Below are 14,768 nucleotides of genomic sequence, written 5' to 3' on the forward strand. Positions count from 1 at the left end.
AAGGCGACCTTTTTTATTCTTGCATTCGACTCAGGCGACGCGGCGCGCAAAATCACGCGGGCGGAAACCCAACCCGGCCAGCACGCCGAAGTAGGCCACCACGCCGGCCACGACCACCGCCGCCAAGCGCAGCAAACGCTCCAGCATATTGCCCTGATCCCAGGCCGGCATCAGCCACATCACACCAATCAGCACCGCCGACATCACCAGCACGGCGATCACCAGCTTGGTGAGGAACAGTGCCCAACCCGGCTGTGGCTGGAAGATCTTCTGCTTGCGCAGCTGCCAATACAACAACGTGGCGTTCAGGCAGGCCGCCAAACCGATCGACAGCGCCAGACCGGCATGCTTCAGCGGACCAATAAACGCCAGGTTCATCACCTGTGTCATGATGAGCGTGATGATGGCGATCTTGACCGGCGTTTTAATGTCCTGCCGCGAATAGAAGCCTGGCGCCAACACTTTAACCACGATCAGCCCCATCAGCCCTACCGAGTACGCCACCAACGCGCGTTGCGTCATCGCTGCGTCAAAGGCGCTGAACTTGCCGTACTGGAATAACGAGACGGTCAACGGCTTGGCCAAAATACCCAGCGCGATGGCGCTCGGCAACGCCAGCAGGAAGCACAGGCGCAGCCCCCAATCCATCAGGCGCGAATACTCGTCGTGGTTGCCGCTTGAGAAGCTTTTGGCCAGCGACGGCAGCAGGATGGTGCCCAACGCCACGCCCAACACGCCGGACGGAAACTCCATCAGGCGGTCAGCGTAGTACATCCAGGACACCGAGCCGGACACCAGGAACGAAGCGAAAATGGTGTTGATGATCAGCGAGATTTGGCTGACCGACACCCCGAGGATCGCCGGCCCCATCTGGCGCATCACGCGCCAGACCCCGGCATCACCCAGTTTGAGGCGCGGCAATACCAGCATGCCGATCTTGCGCAGGTGCGGCAGCTGATAACCCAGCTGCAGCACGCCGCCCACCACCACCGCCCAGGCCAGCGCCAGCACCGGCGGGTGGAAATACGGGGCGGCGAACAGCGCGAAGCCGATCATGCTGACGTTAAGCAACGTGGGGGCAAAGGCCGGGATCGAGAAGCGGTTCCAGGTATTGAGAATAGCCCCCACCAGCGACGCCAGTGAGATCAACAAAATGTAGGGGAACGTAATGCGCAGCAGCGCCGAGGTCAACGCAAATTTGTCGGGCGTGTCGGTAAAGCCCGGCGCAGTAATGTAGATCACCCAGGGCGCGGCCAGCATCCCCAACACCGTCACCACCGCCAGCACCAGCGTCAACAGCCCGGAGACATAGGCGATAAAGGTGCGCGTCGCTTCTTCACCCTGCTGGCTCTTGTATTCGGCCAGGATCGGCACGAAGGCCTGCGAAAACGCGCCTTCGGCAAAGATACGGCGCAGCAGATTAGGGAGTTTGAACGCCACGAAGAAGGCGTCCGTTGCCATGCCGGCCCCGAACACGCGCGCGACGATCGCATCGCGGGCAAAGCCCAACACCCGCGAAAACATCGTCATCGAGCTGACGGCAGCCAAGGATTTGAGTAGGTTCATGTGGTTGTCTGATAGGTACCGTAAATATCAACGCCTGCAACAGCAGGCGTCAGTGAAACAATCGGCTCAGTTTACGCATCCGGAAAAGAATAGCTACCGCCATATGTTACATAGAGTTATCCCGCAGCAAACGCTCGACCACCCGCTGGGCGACCAGCGCCTGTTCGCCGCCGGTTTCCGGCGCGCTCTGGTTGGCGACGGCATCAAGGAAATGCCGTACCGCCCCGTCGAAGCCGCGTTGCACCAGCGTGCTTTGCCAACCCGGCACCGGCTGTTCCAACTCACCCTGTACATCTTCACGCAGCCAGTGACGCATATCGGTCAACTGATACAGCGCGCCGTCGGTCACCGCCTGCACGCTTTCGCGCTGGCTGCCGCCGCGGCGATGCATACTGGTCGTCACCTGCGTGTCGCCGCAGGCGAAGTGGTGCTCGGCGTACAGCATTTCGCCTGCGGCGTTGGCCCGTAAGCTGCCGCTCAACAGTTGCTCGCGTCCGCCCGCCAGCCACAGCGCAGTGTCTACCACGTGCAGGTAATCATCCAATAGGGTAAAACGCAGATCGTGCGGACCGACGCTGTCCGCCCGATGTTTATCCATACGGATAGAGGCCGGCTGGTTCATTTCCAGCTTGAGCTGCCGGTAAAGCGGCGCGAAACGGCGGTTGAACCCCACCATCAGCGTTTTGCCTCGCCGCTCGGCCAACTCGAGCAGCTGCTCGCCCTGCTCCAGCGTTTCCGCCAGCGGCTTATCGACGTAAACGTGCACGCCGCGGTTTAGCAGCTCGCCAATGACCGAAAAATGGCTGGCGGTGCTGCTGTGGACAAATACGGCGTCGCACTGTTCGGCCAGGCTGTTCAGCCGGGAGAAACAGGCCATGCGGTAGCTGTCGCACAGCGGCTGCGCTTTTTGCTGATTGGGCGAAAAACCGCCCACCAGCGTCCAATCCGCCGCTTGGCCGAGGATTGGCAGGTAAGCCTTCTGCGCGATACTGCCCAATCCCACCACGCCTACTCGTAATTTAGTCATTCGCATCCCTCGCCAACAGGTGTTGCAGCTGCCGTTTCAGCTCCGCCACTTCGTTTTCCAATGCGCTGACCCTGGCGCTCAGTTCGCTGTCTTCCTCGGATTCGAACGCCGCCGGCGGCGCTTCATCAATCTGGCCGCTGAACAGATGCATGAACCGGCTTTCGCGCTTGCCCGGCTCACGAGCCAGGCGCACCACGAACGGGCCATCTTCCCGCGTGGCCAGCTGTTGCAGCACCTGCTCGACCTCGCTGACATCGCTGAACTCGTGCATCCGATTGGTGCGGGTGCGTAGCTCGCCCGGTGTTTGCGCACCGCGCAGCAATAAAGTGGCGATCACCGCCAGTTCGGCGGGTGAAAGTTTCAGCTGGCCAAACTCGGAATTGCAAAACCGCTGCTCGTATTTCACTACCCGATTGCCGAATCCGCTGAGGGTGCGCAGGAAATGTTTGCGCAGCAACAGATCGAGGAGTTGCTGCACCTCACTCTCGCTCAGATCCATCACCGGCTCGCGGTTGGTCTTTTGGTTACAGGCCAGGGTAATGGCGTTAAGCGAAAGCGGGTATTGGTCCGGCGTCGTCACCTGTTTTTCCAACAGGCAGCCGATGACCCGGGCCTCTTTGGCGTTCAATTCATATTTCATCGTTTGGCCTCAACGTGGGGGGAGCCACTCTTTATTGGTGTATGCCGTCAAAACGTGGTCTTGCCACTGGCCATCGATCAGCAGGTAATCCTTGGCGTAACCTTCGCGTTCAAATCCCAGACGCGTCAGCAATGCGCCGCTGCGCTGGTTGTGCGGCATATAGTTGGCCATGATGCGGTGCATGCGCTGTTGGCGCAGCATATAGCGGATAGCGGACTGCAAGGCTTCGAACATCAGCCCTTGCCCCTGCCATTTCTCCCCCAGCGAATAGCCGAGGAAACAGGCGTGAAACGAACCGCGCAACACGTTACTGAAGTTCGCCACGCCGCGCACTTCCTGCTCTTCCGGATCGAGCAGGATAAAATAGTAGGCGCTGCCCTGCTTTTGCATTTCAGCGATCATCCCCAGGCGCGCCTGCCAGCCGGACGGATAACAGTGGCTTTCATCGCGCACCGGCTCCCAGGGTTTGAGAAAGGTCCGGTTCTCGGCATAATAGTCCGCCAGACGATAGGCGTCCCGTTCATGCACTAAACGGACCACCATCCGGTCGGTAGTAAGACGTACTTTTGGCGATGCAGAGCGGTAGCCGAACATCATTTCCCCCGCAGTCAAAACGGTTCGATAAGAAGTATTTATTGGGAAGTCGCATGGTTAATTATCCGGCGCCGATCTAATGCCATGACTTTATTTAGCCAATAGCGCCTCAGAACCGCACTTCCCTGCATTCAATATAACCGTAGCCCGCCCCCGAGGTAAAATCCCGGTCGCTCAGTAAATCGCCGAATACGCGTTTTACGGCGTTTTTCCGCCCATTTTGCAGCGCAGGTAACACCTTGACGATAAAAAAATATTATCTACTCCGCCCCTGTCGCCGTCCGGCAATTGGGTAGAGAATGGTGGGGTTGCCTTCCCCTCTCTCTTAATTGCTCATGGTGATGCATGTCTCTGGTGTCGCAAGCGCGCAGCTTGGGTAAATATTTTCTGTTGCTCGACAACCTGCTGGTGGTTTTAGGCTTCTTTGTCGTGTTCCCGCTTATTTCGATCCGCTTTGTCGATCAATTAGGGTGGGCGGCGCTGATCGTCGGCATCGCGCTGGGTTTGCGTCAGCTGCTGCAACAAGGGCTCGGCATCTTTGGCGGCGCCATCGCCGATCGCTTCGGCGCCAAGCCGATGATCGTCACCGGCATGCTGCTGCGCGCCGCCGGTTTCGCTACCATGGCGATGGCGGATGAGCCTTGGATCCTGTGGTTCTCCTGCGCGCTGTCCGCCCTCGGCGGCACGTTATTCGATCCGCCGCGCACCGCTTTGGTAATCAAGTTGACCCGCCCGCATGAACGCGGCCGTTTTTTCTCGCTGCTGATGATGCAGGACAGCGCGGGGGCGGTGGTCGGCGCGCTGATCGGCAGTTGGCTGCTGCAGTACGATTTCCACTTTGTCTGCTGGGTTGGGGCGGCGATCTTCGTGCTCGCCGCCGGCTGGAACGCCTGGCTACTGCCGGCTTACCGCATCTCTACCGTGCGTATACCGATGAAGGAAGGCATGTTGCGGGTACTGCGCGATCGCCGCTTCCTCACCTATGTCCTGACGCTGACCGGTTACTATATGCTGGCGGTACAGGTGATGCTGATGCTGCCGATCGTGGTCAACGAAATCGCCGGTTCACCGGCGGCAGTAAAATGGATGTATGCGATTGAAGCGGCGCTGTCATTGTCGCTGCTCTATCCGCTGGCGCGTTGGGGAGAAAAACACTTCCGGCTTGAGCAACGCCTGATGGCGGGCCTGTTGCTGATGACGCTCAGCCTGCTGCCGATTGGCCTCGCCACCAGCCTGCAGGGAGTGTTCACACTGATCTGCTGCTTCTATCTGGGATCGATTATCGCCGAGCCGGCGCGCGAAACGCTAAGCGCTTCGCTGGCGGATCCGCGTGCGCGCGGCAGCTATATGGGCTTCAGTCGCCTTGGCCTGGCGCTGGGTGGCGCGTTGGGTTACACCGGCGGCGGCTGGATGTACGATACCGGACGCACGATGAACATGCCGGAGCTGCCCTGGTTGCTGCTTGGGGCAGTAGGCTTCGCTACGCTGCTGGCGCTGTACTGGCAGTTCAGCCCACGACGCAGCGCCCCGATGATGCTGCGCGGCGGTTAACGCCATAGAAATCCGGCCGAATCGGCAACAGCTGCTATCCTGTTAGTAAAAACACCCACAGGAGCCCGTCGGCATGAGCGAAGAAGCAAAATTACCGCAACTACTCGAACATATGATACTGAACTTGCGCATGATTTATGCGCGTTCCACCCTGGTGGAAAAAGCACTGGCCCACATCCTCGCCAGCGACGCCGGCCTGAAGGACGATATTATCAAGCAGCTGCAGGTCGTCACCGCCGCCAACGAACGTGACAGAATCGACCTCGAAGAAGCTCGCATTCACCTGATCGATGTGCTCAACTCGGTACCGGCCAAGAAATAACGCCCTCTAGCCCGTGCCGGTGCGCGGGCAATATCGCAATAACGCACCATCCAACACACGCACGTCAAGACAGCCTCGATAAGCTGTGGTAACTATTGCTGTTAAAACCTGACAACCCGGAGCAAGCATGAAACTGTTCATTTACGATCATTGCCCATTCTGCGTTAAAGCCCGCATGATTTTCGGCCTGAAACGTTTGCCGATTCGCCTGGTCACGTTGCTCAACGACGATGAGACGACCCCGTTCAACCTGATCGGCAAAAAAATGGTGCCGATTCTGATTAAAGACAACGGTGAAGCGATGCCGGAAAGCCTGGATATCGTACGCTATGTCGATGGGTTGGACGGCAAGCCGGTCCTGACCGTCCGCACCAACCCGGCTATCGCCGAATGGCTGCAGCGGGTCGGCGGTTACAGCGCAAAATTGCTGCTGCCGCGTATTGCGCATGCCGATTTCGAAGAGTTTGCCACCGCCAGTGCCCGCCAGTACTTTATCGATAAAAAACAGGCGTCAATCGGAGATTTCGCCGAACATCTCGCCAACAGCGCCGATCTGATCGCCCAGTTGGAGGCCGATCTGCAAACCCTGTCACCGCTGATCGTCTCCGCTGACGCGGTGAACGGCGAGCTGTCCGAGGACGACATTCACCTGTTCCCGCTGCTACGTTCGTTGTCGATCGTCGCCGGGGTTGCGCTGCCGGATAACGTGGAAGCCTACCGCAACCGCATGGCGCAGCGCAGCGAGGTGCCGTTGCTACTGGATATGGAACAATAACGTTCGAGAGTCACAAAAAGGACATGGCGTACTGATGTTGAAAATGGTGCTCGCCACCGCTCGCGATCGGGCGCGGCTGAAGGAAATTACCTCCGTTCTGATTCGTTATGGTCTGCAAGACGTTCTGCGCTTGCTGGGCCTGGGGGCATTGCTGCGCGGTGTCCGCGGCGAGCCCGCCCTGCAGGACGCACAGACCCTACCTGAACGGCTGCGGGAGGCGCTCGAGGCGCTGGGCCCCACCTTCGTCAAATTCGGTCAGATCCTGGCCACGCGTTCTGACCTCCTGGATCCGGCCTGGACCGACGAACTGGATCGCCTGCACAGCCAAGCGGCGGTATTGCCATGGGAGACACTGGCGCCGCAGATCGTTGCCGATCTGGGGGGCGAGCCCGAGCACCTGTTTGCCGAGTTCGATCGCACGCCGCTGGCGGCAGCGTCGATGGCGCAAATCTACCGCGCCCGCTTGCACAGTGGCGAACAGGTGGTGGTGAAAGTGCTGCGGCCCGGCCTGGCGAAAACCATCCACGCCGATCTACGGCTGCTGGCCTCGCTGGCGGAAACCGTGGAGCAGCAGAGCCCCACGCTGGCACGCTATCGGCCGCGGCAGATGGTCCGAGCGCTGGCGACGGCGCTCAATCACGAGCTGGATTTGACTCACGAAGGGCATAACTGCGATCGCGTCGCCAAGATGTTTGCACGAGAACCCGACGTGGTCGTGCCGAAAATCTATTGGCAATGGTCGTCTCCGCGTCTGTTAGTGCAGGAATACTTGCCCGGTACCGCGCCGGAGAACCCTCAGCAATTGGCGGCGGCAGGCTTTGACGGCCCGCTGCTGGCACAACGCGGCGCCCGCGCCTTTATGAGCATGGTGCTGGAGCATCGGCTGTATCACGCCGATCCCCACCCCGGCAACGTTATGGCGCTGAGCGGTGACCGCGTCGGTTTTATCGACTTCGGTATGGTGGGCCAGCTGTCCGAGCGGCGGCGCAACCAGTTGCTCCTGCTGCTGCAGGCCATCGCCGATCGCCAATCCGAAGGCATCGTTAACACGCTGATCGCCTGGTCGGACAGCGAACCGTTGGACCTGCTGGATCTGGAGTTGGCGGCGCAAAACTTTCTCGACAAACAGGCCGCCGCCACCCTGACGCTGGGTAAAGCCTTGACCGACCTGCTGGTGATGGCGCGTGAACACCAGCTGGCGCTGCCGCCCGATCTGGTGCTGCTGTTCAAGGCGTTAATCACCGCCGACGGCGTACTGCACCGATTGGATCCGGCCTTCGACATCGTCGCCACGCTCAAGCCGATGCTGCAACAAACGGTGCTGCAGCGCTATGCCCCCGACGCCGTGCGCCAGCGGTTGTTGGCCCTGGGCGGGGAAGCGCTCGACGCCGGAGAGGAGCTGCCGCAAACCCTGCGGTTGTTGGTACGTCGCCTGAAGCGGGGGCAGCTCAATGCCGAGATCAACGTCAAGAACCTCGGCCAATTGAGCAAAGCGCTGGAACGCGCCGCCGTCACGCTGGCTATCGCCATCGTCACCGCCGCTTTTGCTCTGGGCCTGGCGCCTTATCTGATGCATTCTTCGCTGCGGCTGTGGGGCATCCCGCTGTTCCCGCTGTTGGGGAGCGCGGCCTGCGTGGCCGGCGTAATTCTCTTGGCGCTACGATTGCGGCGCTGATGCTTTCGGCGTTATCCGATAGGTCTCACCCGCTTTTGCGCGCACTATCCTTTGCACATCGCCGCCTGTCGTTTTCACGCGCAGGCGGAACGTTTATAATGATTAATCAATTATCTGCAGCACTTTTCGCCAGCAGTCGCAATGAGGCATTAATGAAGAAGATCCTGATGGGCGCAGCCGCCCTGCTGTTCGCCGGCGTATTGGCCGGTTGCAATCAACTGACCCAGTACACCCTGAGCGAGCAGGAAGTGAATGATTACCTGCAGAAACACAACGACTATCAGAAGCAGATCGGCGTGCCCGGCTTGGTGGACGCCAATATCGTGCTGACTCAGCTGCAAAGCCAAATCGGCCGCAGCGAACCGGGTAAAGTTACCCTTTCCGGCGACGCCAAGGTCAATATCACGTCGATTCTCGGCCCGCAGACCGCGGATCTGAAGCTGACGCTGAAGGCGCAGCCGGTTTACGACCGGGCGCAGGGCGCCATTTTCCTGAAGGACATGGAGCTGACTGATTACAGCGTGCAGCCGGAAAAAATGCAGACGGTAATGAAAGCGCTGACGCCGTATCTGAACCAGTCGCTGAAATCCTACTTCGACCAAAAGCCGGCTTATGTGCTGAATCCTGACAACAGCAAAACCGAAGCGCTGGCGAAAAAACTGGCGAAAGGGTTGGAAGTGAAACCGGGTGAATTGGTGATCCCGTTCAGCGACTGACGCTGCCTGATAACATCAAGCCCGCCGCTCGGCGGGCTTTTTACTGCCGGGAAAGCGTTACTGCGGGACGCTGTAGGCGATTTCGCCGGTGTTGCAGTTGAGCGTCACGTTGTAGGTTTTATCTGCCTTGGTGCCACGCACCGTTAACGGTACCTGCCACACCTGATCCTTGCCGGTAATGGCATCCGGGCTCACCCAGGCGATCGGGGTTGCGGTGCCCAGCAGTTTTTTGTCCGCCTCCCAACGCGTGATGCGGTTCTGCAAGAAGTCGCGCTTGACCTGGGCGGCGATATCCGCCGGCTGCAGGCCTGCACACTGCCCCACCTTGGCGGTACGTTGCTCTTGATCCTGCGCCCACACCGCGGTTGATGCTCCCATCATGGCCAACAAGGCGATAGCCAAACCCATTTTTTTCATATGTCCTCCCGTTGTGATTAGCGCTATCCGGGCGCCCATCCCTGGCTCACAACAGGGTTTCGGCAAAGAGTTACCGTTTGACGAACTCGATGACAAACAGCGCATCCAGGCCCGGATAGATTTCCTTGATCACCTGCTTCAGTTCGCCGAGCGACATGTTTTCCTGCTGTGCGTGGCGTTCGGTCAGCGCATCCAGGCGCACCGGCGTTACCGACAGCACTTCGATAAAACAGAAAAAGACGCCGTCTTCATTGCGGCTTACGCGCAATACCTCGCCCGGTTCGAAGTGCGACTCACTGGCATCCCGAATGGTGATGGTTTTACGCCCGGCCAGAATGTCTTGCTCAAAGCGGCTGAAGAAAGTTATTTCACGGCTCATTTTAGATCCTTTTTCATCACAACACCGCAACATAAGTCATTATGCTGCTTGCTTTTCTGACGCAGATCCCTCTTTTGGGTTAGATGTCGCTTTTTTCGCTTTGCTTTCCGCCGGTTTTTTGAGGGTTTCCGCCGGCGAAGCGCCACGCAAAATCAGACCCAGCGCGTCCTTATTCTCCGCCAGGAAGAAGCTCAAGCCTTCGCGCTGTTCGTCATCCAGAGTCAGCGGTGCCTGCTGCAGCCACTCCCCGAGATTGTCCGCCAGATCCAGCATTTTGTCGTAGGCGTCGGCTTCTTTCTTGCTCGCGAAAGTCATTTTTTCCTCACCGTTTCTCACCACCACATATTTAACTTCAACCGCCATGCGTGCGTCCTCAAAAACTCAAATTACTGTAATTATGTACAGTATAAATAGATCGTGGCGGGAAGGCAAACCGCCGCCCGCCTTCGGCTTATTTCAGCAGCCGCACCTTGCAGCTTTTGCCTTTGATTTTGCCCTGCTGCAACTGTTGCAGCGCCTTGCGCGCGCTGGCTTTGCGGATTGCGACATAGGCATGCACTGGGAACATGTCAATCTTGCCCACTTCCGCCGCCGTCAGCCCGGCATCACCGGTCAGCGCCCCGAGAATATCGCCGGGACGGATCTTCGCCTTGCGGCCGCCGTCGATGCACAGCGTCACCATCTCCGCCTCCAGCGAGCCGTTGGCCGCCCCGCTCAGCTCGGACACCGGCGACCAGTCGACGCTCATCTGCAGATAGTCTTCAATCGCGTGCGCACGCGCCATTTCCTGCGGCGTGCACAGGCTGATCGCCAACCCGCTCATGCCGGCGCGGCCGGTACGGCCAATACGGTGCACATGCACTTCGGGATCGAACGCCAGCTCGTAGTTGACCACCAGCTCCAGCTCTTTAATATCCAGCCCGCGTGCGGCAACGTCGGTCGCCACCAATACCCGGCAACTGCGGTTGGCGAAACGCACCAACACCTGGTCGCGGTCGCGCTGTTCCAGATCGCCATGCAGCGCCAGCGCGCTGATGCCGCGGGCCTCCAGGGCCTCAAGCACCGTCTGACAATCGCGTTTGGTATTGCAGAACACCACGCAGGACGCGGGTTGATGATAGCGAATAGCCGACACCAGGAGCGCCGGGCGCTGATCGCGCGTAGTCTCATAAAAGCGTTGTTCGATGGAGGCCTGCGCTTCTCCATCGTCCACCTCGACGCTCAGCGGCTGGCGTTGAACGCGCGCGCTGATGCGCTCGATACCTGCCGGGTACGTGGCGGAAAACAGCAGCGTCTGACGTTGCGGCGGCGTATAGCTGATCACATCGTCGATGTCGTCGGCGAACCCCATGTCCAGCATGCGATCGGCCTCATCCAGCACCAGCACCTTCAGCTCGTCCAACTGCAGCGTTTTCTTGCGCAGGTGTTCCTGGATACGGCCCGGCGTCCCCACCACGATGTGCGGCGCATGCACCAGCGAATCGAGCTGCGGCCCCATCGGCTGACCGCCGCACAGCGTCAGGATCTTGATGTTTTGCGTGAAACGCGCCAGGCGGCGCAGCTCTTTGCTCACCTGATCGGCCAGCTCGCGGGTGGGACAGAGCACCAGCGCCTGCGTGGCGACCTGACCGACGACGATACTGTTCAGCAGACCAATGCCGAAGGCCGCCGTTTTACCGCTGCCGGTTTTCGCCTTGGCGCGCACGTCCCGCCCTTGCAGGATGGCGGGCAACGCGGCGGCCTGTACCGGCGTCATTTCGGCGTACCCCAGTTCGTTGAGGTTGGCCAACTGTTCGGCTGGCAGCGGCAGGGAAGAAAAAGAAACTGTGCTCACGGCGATAACTCTTATATGACGAATGGAATGGCGGCGCGCCCGCAGGTTGGCGCCGAATCAGGGGTAAATGATAACAGAGATGGGCGGCGTTACGGGGTGCGGGCATAAAAAAACCCGCCGGCGGCGGGTTTCTTGGCAACGCAGTCGTTAAATCGCAACGACGTTGGCTGCAGCAGGGCCACGTTGGCTGTCCTGGATGGAGAATTCAACCTGCTGGCCTTCAGCCAGGGTTTTGAACCCATCGCTAACGATAGCGGAAAAATGAACGAAAACGTCTTTAGAACCGTCGGCAGGCGTGATGAAGCCGAAACCTTTGCTTTCGTTGAACCATTTAACGTGACCAGTGATCTTGCTCATTTGTGTTTCCTTTACTTGATAAACCTGCCTTAACGGCACGAGACGCGAAAACCCTGTGATATGTAGGCCTTCTTTCGCCGTCGGTTATTAACGCATAATCGCTCATGCAGGGCAAATATTTCTGTTTGTTATAAAAACAGTCAGTTAGCAACAAACCTGGCGCAGCGGCTGTGAACGCAATCGTTTTCGTATATACTGCCCGCCGATCATCAATCCGCTTACTTTCACCGATCCAGGTACGACACTATGTTAACGATTGGAACCGCCCTGCGCCCTTCCGCCACCCGCGTTATGTTGCTCGGCTCCGGGGAGCTGGGTAAAGAAGTCGCCATTGAATGCCAGCGCCTCGGTCTGGAAGTGATCGCCGTCGATCGCTATCCCGACGCCCCCGCCATGCATGTGGCGCACCGCAGCCACGTCATCAATATGCTGGATGGTGACGCGCTGAAAGCCGTTATCGAACAAGAGCGGCCTGACTATATCGTTCCCGAAATCGAAGCGATCGCCACTGCCATGCTGGTCGAGCTTGAACGCCAGGGCCACCGCGTGGTGCCCTGTGCCGAAGCCACCCGCCTGACGATGAACCGTGAAGGCATCCGCCGTCTGGCGGCGGAAGAGCTCGCTCTGCCCACCTCCAGCTACCGCTTTGCCGACAGTGAAATCGCCTTCCGCCAGGCGGTTGAGCATATCGGCTACCCGTGCATCGTCAAACCGGTGATGAGCTCTTCCGGCAAAGGCCAGAGCCTGATCCGCACGCCCGAACAGCTGCAAAGCGCCTGGGATTACGCCCAACAGGGCGGCCGTGCCGGCGGTGGCCGGGTGATCGTCGAAGGGCTGGTAAGATTTGATTTTGAAATTACGCTGCTGACCATCAGCGCCGTGGACGGCGTGCATTTCTGCGAGCCGATCGGGCACCGTCAGGAAGACGGAGATTATCGCGAATCCTGGCAGCCTCAGCGTATGTCGGCTACGGCGCTGAGCCGTGCTCAGGCTATCGCGGAGAAGGTGGTGAAAGCCCTGGGTGGCTTCGGCCTGTTCGGCGTGGAACTGTTCGTCTGCGGCGACGACGTGATCTTCAGCGAAGTGTCGCCACGCCCGCACGATACCGGCATGGTCACAATGATTTCACAGGATCTGTCTGAGTTCGCCCTGCACGTGCGCGCGTTTCTCGGTTTGCCGATCGGCGCTATCCGCCAGTTCGGCCCTTCCGCTTCGGCGGTGATCCTGCCACAGCTCACCAGCACCGATGTGCGCTTCAGCGGATTGGAAAACGCGCTGCGCGGGCACAACCAGCTGCGTCTGTTCGGCAAGCCGGAAATCGCCGGCCAGCGCCGCCTGGGCGTAGCGCTGGCGACGGCGGACACCACGGAACTCGCGGTGGAACTGGCGAAACAGGCCGCCGCCGCCGTGGCGGTCAACCGCTAAAACTGACGGGGCCGCTTGCGCGGCCCCGATAACATCAATAGTCTTCGTCTTCTTCAGCATCGTCATCCCGCGACGCCTCCGGTGCGGCATCCTGCTGCTCGTCTTCGTCATCGAACAGCACCGCAACCTGAGCGCCCTGATGCTGCTCACGAATTTCCTGCGCAACGCGAGCAATGGCCTCACCGCTGCTCATGCCCTGTTCCATCAGCTGATGGATGCGATCCGCCGCTTCCTGCTGCTCCGCGTGGCTCAGTAATGGCATACCTGCATGCATGTGTCGTTCTCTCCGGCAAAAGGGAGAGCGAGTATACGCGCTAACGCGACGGATCCCAACGTCTTGTGGCTCAGGCCGGTTGCGAACAGCCGTTATCGCTGCGCCACTGCTTCAGGCGATGCCGCCACAGCATGACATGCCACCCCTGCTTCAGGCCGCGCGTATTGGCGAACATCGCTCTGTCGATGCCGCGCTGATAGAACTCTTCGGTAATCTGACTCTGGGCGGCCGGATCCGGCTCACGACGGATACTGTGACAAATGCCCAACGCCTCACGGGTGATTTGCCAATGGAAAGCGGGACGAATGGCGACAGTGCCCGCATAGCGCCGGTTGAGCCGCTCCAGCATTTCGACGATTTTCATATAGTGACGCTGATACTCTACGTTCGCTTTGCCGGTGCGACGACGGTTACTGATCGACTTGTCGTGCACCCGTTGCCGGTACAGCGGCGTGCTTAAATATTTGACCCGTTTGGCATTAAACATGACTTCCGTCGTCCAGGGAATATCCTGGTGATGCAACCCCGGCTCAAAATAAAGCCGATGCTGGCGAATATAATCGAGGCGATATATTGCCAGCCATACAACATGAATAAACTTTCGCGACTTCAATGCACGTTCGAACCACTGAACGCCAGTGATAACGTCGGTAGTGCGTAAACGCGCCTCGGGAAAAATCGGCTGTAATTCGTCTTGGCTGGTAAAATAGCGTTCACCATTACATTGCATCACGTCTAATTGGTGTCGTTCTGCCTGTTCCAACAGCGTGGAATACATCTCGGGCGCCAATAAATCGTCGGCGTCCGGAAACGCCACATATTTACCTCGGGCAACGGCGAGCCCGGCATTACGTGCATTAGAAACGCCGGCATTGGCTTGATCGATCACGCGAATATTCGGATGCACCGCCGCGTAACGGTGCGCAATCTCTCCCGAACCGTCGGTGGAACCATCGTTGACGATGATCACCTCCAACCGTTGCTCGCGCTGGGCCAGCAGCGAGACCAGGAACGGCTCCAATAACTCCCCCGCATTGTGCATCGGGACGATGACGCTCAGCATTAACGACATAGGTAGCTCTTCAATAATAATGTAACAAAATGATAATTTTATTTTTTTAAAAAATAGAAACCGCTTCAGCGCACGAGCGAAATAAAACGCGAACCTTCACATTTCCGCCGCAGGCTAAATAAGATTAATCTTGTTTGTCTTTTC

Annotated in this window: 17 protein-coding genes; 6 read left to right on the top strand and 11 right to left on the bottom strand. The window is 58.9% G+C overall.

Annotated elements, in window-relative coordinates:
* Positions 1-30: 30 nt before the first annotated feature.
* The 4 genes from murJ to rimJ form a co-directional block, all read right to left on the bottom strand.
* Positions 31-1,566, bottom strand: a complete 1,536-nt coding sequence (murJ, locus tag ACJ8J4_RS05165) for a murein biosynthesis integral membrane protein MurJ (RefSeq protein WP_043143599.1) — start codon at positions 1,564-1,566, stop codon at positions 31-33.
* Between the two features lie 106 nt (positions 1,567-1,672).
* Positions 1,673-2,593 carry a Gfo/Idh/MocA family protein gene (locus ACJ8J4_RS05170; RefSeq protein WP_197836173.1) on the bottom strand — a complete coding sequence of 307 codons (921 nt, stop codon included), beginning with the start codon at positions 2,591-2,593 and terminating at the stop codon, positions 1,673-1,675.
* Complete coding sequence (locus tag ACJ8J4_RS05175) at positions 2,586-3,233, bottom strand: YceH family protein (RefSeq protein WP_025303141.1); 648 nt, start codon at positions 3,231-3,233, stop codon at positions 2,586-2,588. Before ACJ8J4_RS05175 ends, ACJ8J4_RS05170 begins: the two co-directional genes overlap by 8 nt.
* A gap of 9 nt (positions 3,234-3,242) precedes the next feature.
* The gene (gene rimJ, locus ACJ8J4_RS05180) at positions 3,243-3,827 is read right to left on the bottom strand and encodes a ribosomal protein S5-alanine N-acetyltransferase (RefSeq protein ID WP_025303142.1); all 585 of its coding nucleotides are present in this window, start codon (positions 3,825-3,827) and stop codon (positions 3,243-3,245) included.
* Between the two features lie 345 nt (positions 3,828-4,172).
* Here rimJ and mdtH point away from each other — a divergent pair, with 345 nt between their 5' ends.
* The 5 genes from mdtH to ACJ8J4_RS05205 all read left to right on the top strand — a co-directional run bounded on the left by mdtH (position 4,173) and on the right by ACJ8J4_RS05205 (position 8,866).
* Positions 4,173-5,378 carry a multidrug efflux MFS transporter MdtH gene (gene mdtH / locus ACJ8J4_RS05185; RefSeq protein WP_025303143.1) on the top strand — a complete coding sequence of 402 codons (1,206 nt, stop codon included), beginning with the start codon at positions 4,173-4,175 and terminating at the stop codon, positions 5,376-5,378.
* Between the two features lie 73 nt (positions 5,379-5,451).
* Positions 5,452-5,700 carry a hypothetical protein gene (locus ACJ8J4_RS05190; protein WP_043143592.1) on the top strand — a complete coding sequence of 83 codons (249 nt, stop codon included), beginning with the start codon at positions 5,452-5,454 and terminating at the stop codon, positions 5,698-5,700.
* A gap of 127 nt (positions 5,701-5,827) precedes the next feature.
* Positions 5,828-6,475, top strand: coding sequence for a glutaredoxin 2 (grxB, locus tag ACJ8J4_RS05195; RefSeq protein WP_043143590.1), 648 nt, complete (start codon positions 5,828-5,830; stop codon positions 6,473-6,475).
* Positions 6,476-6,509: 34 nt separating this feature from the next.
* On the top strand, positions 6,510-8,150 hold the full coding sequence (locus tag ACJ8J4_RS05200; protein ID WP_089195965.1) for an ABC1 kinase family protein: 1,641 nt from the start codon (positions 6,510-6,512) through the stop codon (positions 8,148-8,150).
* A 152-nt stretch (positions 8,151-8,302) separates the two neighbouring features.
* Positions 8,303-8,866, top strand: a complete 564-nt coding sequence (locus tag ACJ8J4_RS05205) for a lipoprotein (RefSeq protein WP_025303147.1) — start codon at positions 8,303-8,305, stop codon at positions 8,864-8,866.
* Positions 8,867-8,923: 57 nt separating this feature from the next.
* Here the strand turns inward: ACJ8J4_RS05205 and yebF are convergent, their stop codons facing one another.
* The 5 genes from yebF to cspE form a co-directional block, all read right to left on the bottom strand.
* Positions 8,924-9,283, bottom strand: coding sequence for a protein YebF (gene yebF, locus ACJ8J4_RS05210; RefSeq protein ID WP_193402280.1), 360 nt, complete (start codon positions 9,281-9,283; stop codon positions 8,924-8,926).
* A gap of 70 nt (positions 9,284-9,353) precedes the next feature.
* A complete protein-coding gene (gene yqfB / locus ACJ8J4_RS05215; RefSeq protein ID WP_004927562.1) occupies positions 9,354-9,662 on the bottom strand; it encodes a N(4)-acetylcytidine aminohydrolase in 309 nt (102 codons plus the stop codon).
* Between the two features lie 39 nt (positions 9,663-9,701).
* Positions 9,702-10,025, bottom strand: a complete 324-nt coding sequence (locus ACJ8J4_RS05220) for a YebG family protein (protein WP_025303149.1) — start codon at positions 10,023-10,025, stop codon at positions 9,702-9,704.
* 88 nt (positions 10,026-10,113) lie between these two features.
* Positions 10,114-11,496, bottom strand: coding sequence for an ATP-dependent RNA helicase DbpA (gene dbpA, locus ACJ8J4_RS05225; RefSeq protein ID WP_043143580.1), 1,383 nt, complete (start codon positions 11,494-11,496; stop codon positions 10,114-10,116).
* A gap of 147 nt (positions 11,497-11,643) precedes the next feature.
* Positions 11,644-11,853, bottom strand: coding sequence for a transcription antiterminator/RNA stability regulator CspE (gene cspE, locus ACJ8J4_RS05230; protein WP_004927572.1), 210 nt, complete (start codon positions 11,851-11,853; stop codon positions 11,644-11,646).
* Positions 11,854-12,099: 246 nt separating this feature from the next.
* Between cspE and purT the strand changes: the two genes are divergently transcribed.
* Positions 12,100-13,278 (top strand): formate-dependent phosphoribosylglycinamide formyltransferase, encoded by a 1,179-nt coding sequence (gene purT, locus ACJ8J4_RS05235; protein ID WP_148123510.1) that lies wholly within the window; start codon positions 12,100-12,102, stop codon positions 13,276-13,278.
* A 34-nt stretch (positions 13,279-13,312) separates the two neighbouring features.
* Here the strand turns inward: purT and ACJ8J4_RS05240 are convergent, their stop codons facing one another.
* Both ACJ8J4_RS05240 and ACJ8J4_RS05245 read right to left on the bottom strand, forming a co-directional pair.
* A complete protein-coding gene (locus ACJ8J4_RS05240) occupies positions 13,313-13,552 on the bottom strand; it encodes a YoaH family protein (RefSeq protein ID WP_025303152.1) in 240 nt (79 codons plus the stop codon).
* A 70-nt stretch (positions 13,553-13,622) separates the two neighbouring features.
* The gene (locus ACJ8J4_RS05245) at positions 13,623-14,624 is read right to left on the bottom strand and encodes a glycosyltransferase (protein WP_442516028.1); all 1,002 of its coding nucleotides are present in this window, start codon (positions 14,622-14,624) and stop codon (positions 13,623-13,625) included.
* Positions 14,625-14,768: the final 144 nt, after the last annotated feature.

Origin of the sequence: Serratia sp. CY47280 (genome assembly GCF_052168655.1) — a bacterium.
In the GTDB taxonomy this organism is placed as follows: domain Bacteria; phylum Pseudomonadota; class Gammaproteobacteria; order Enterobacterales; family Enterobacteriaceae; genus Serratia; species Serratia bockelmannii.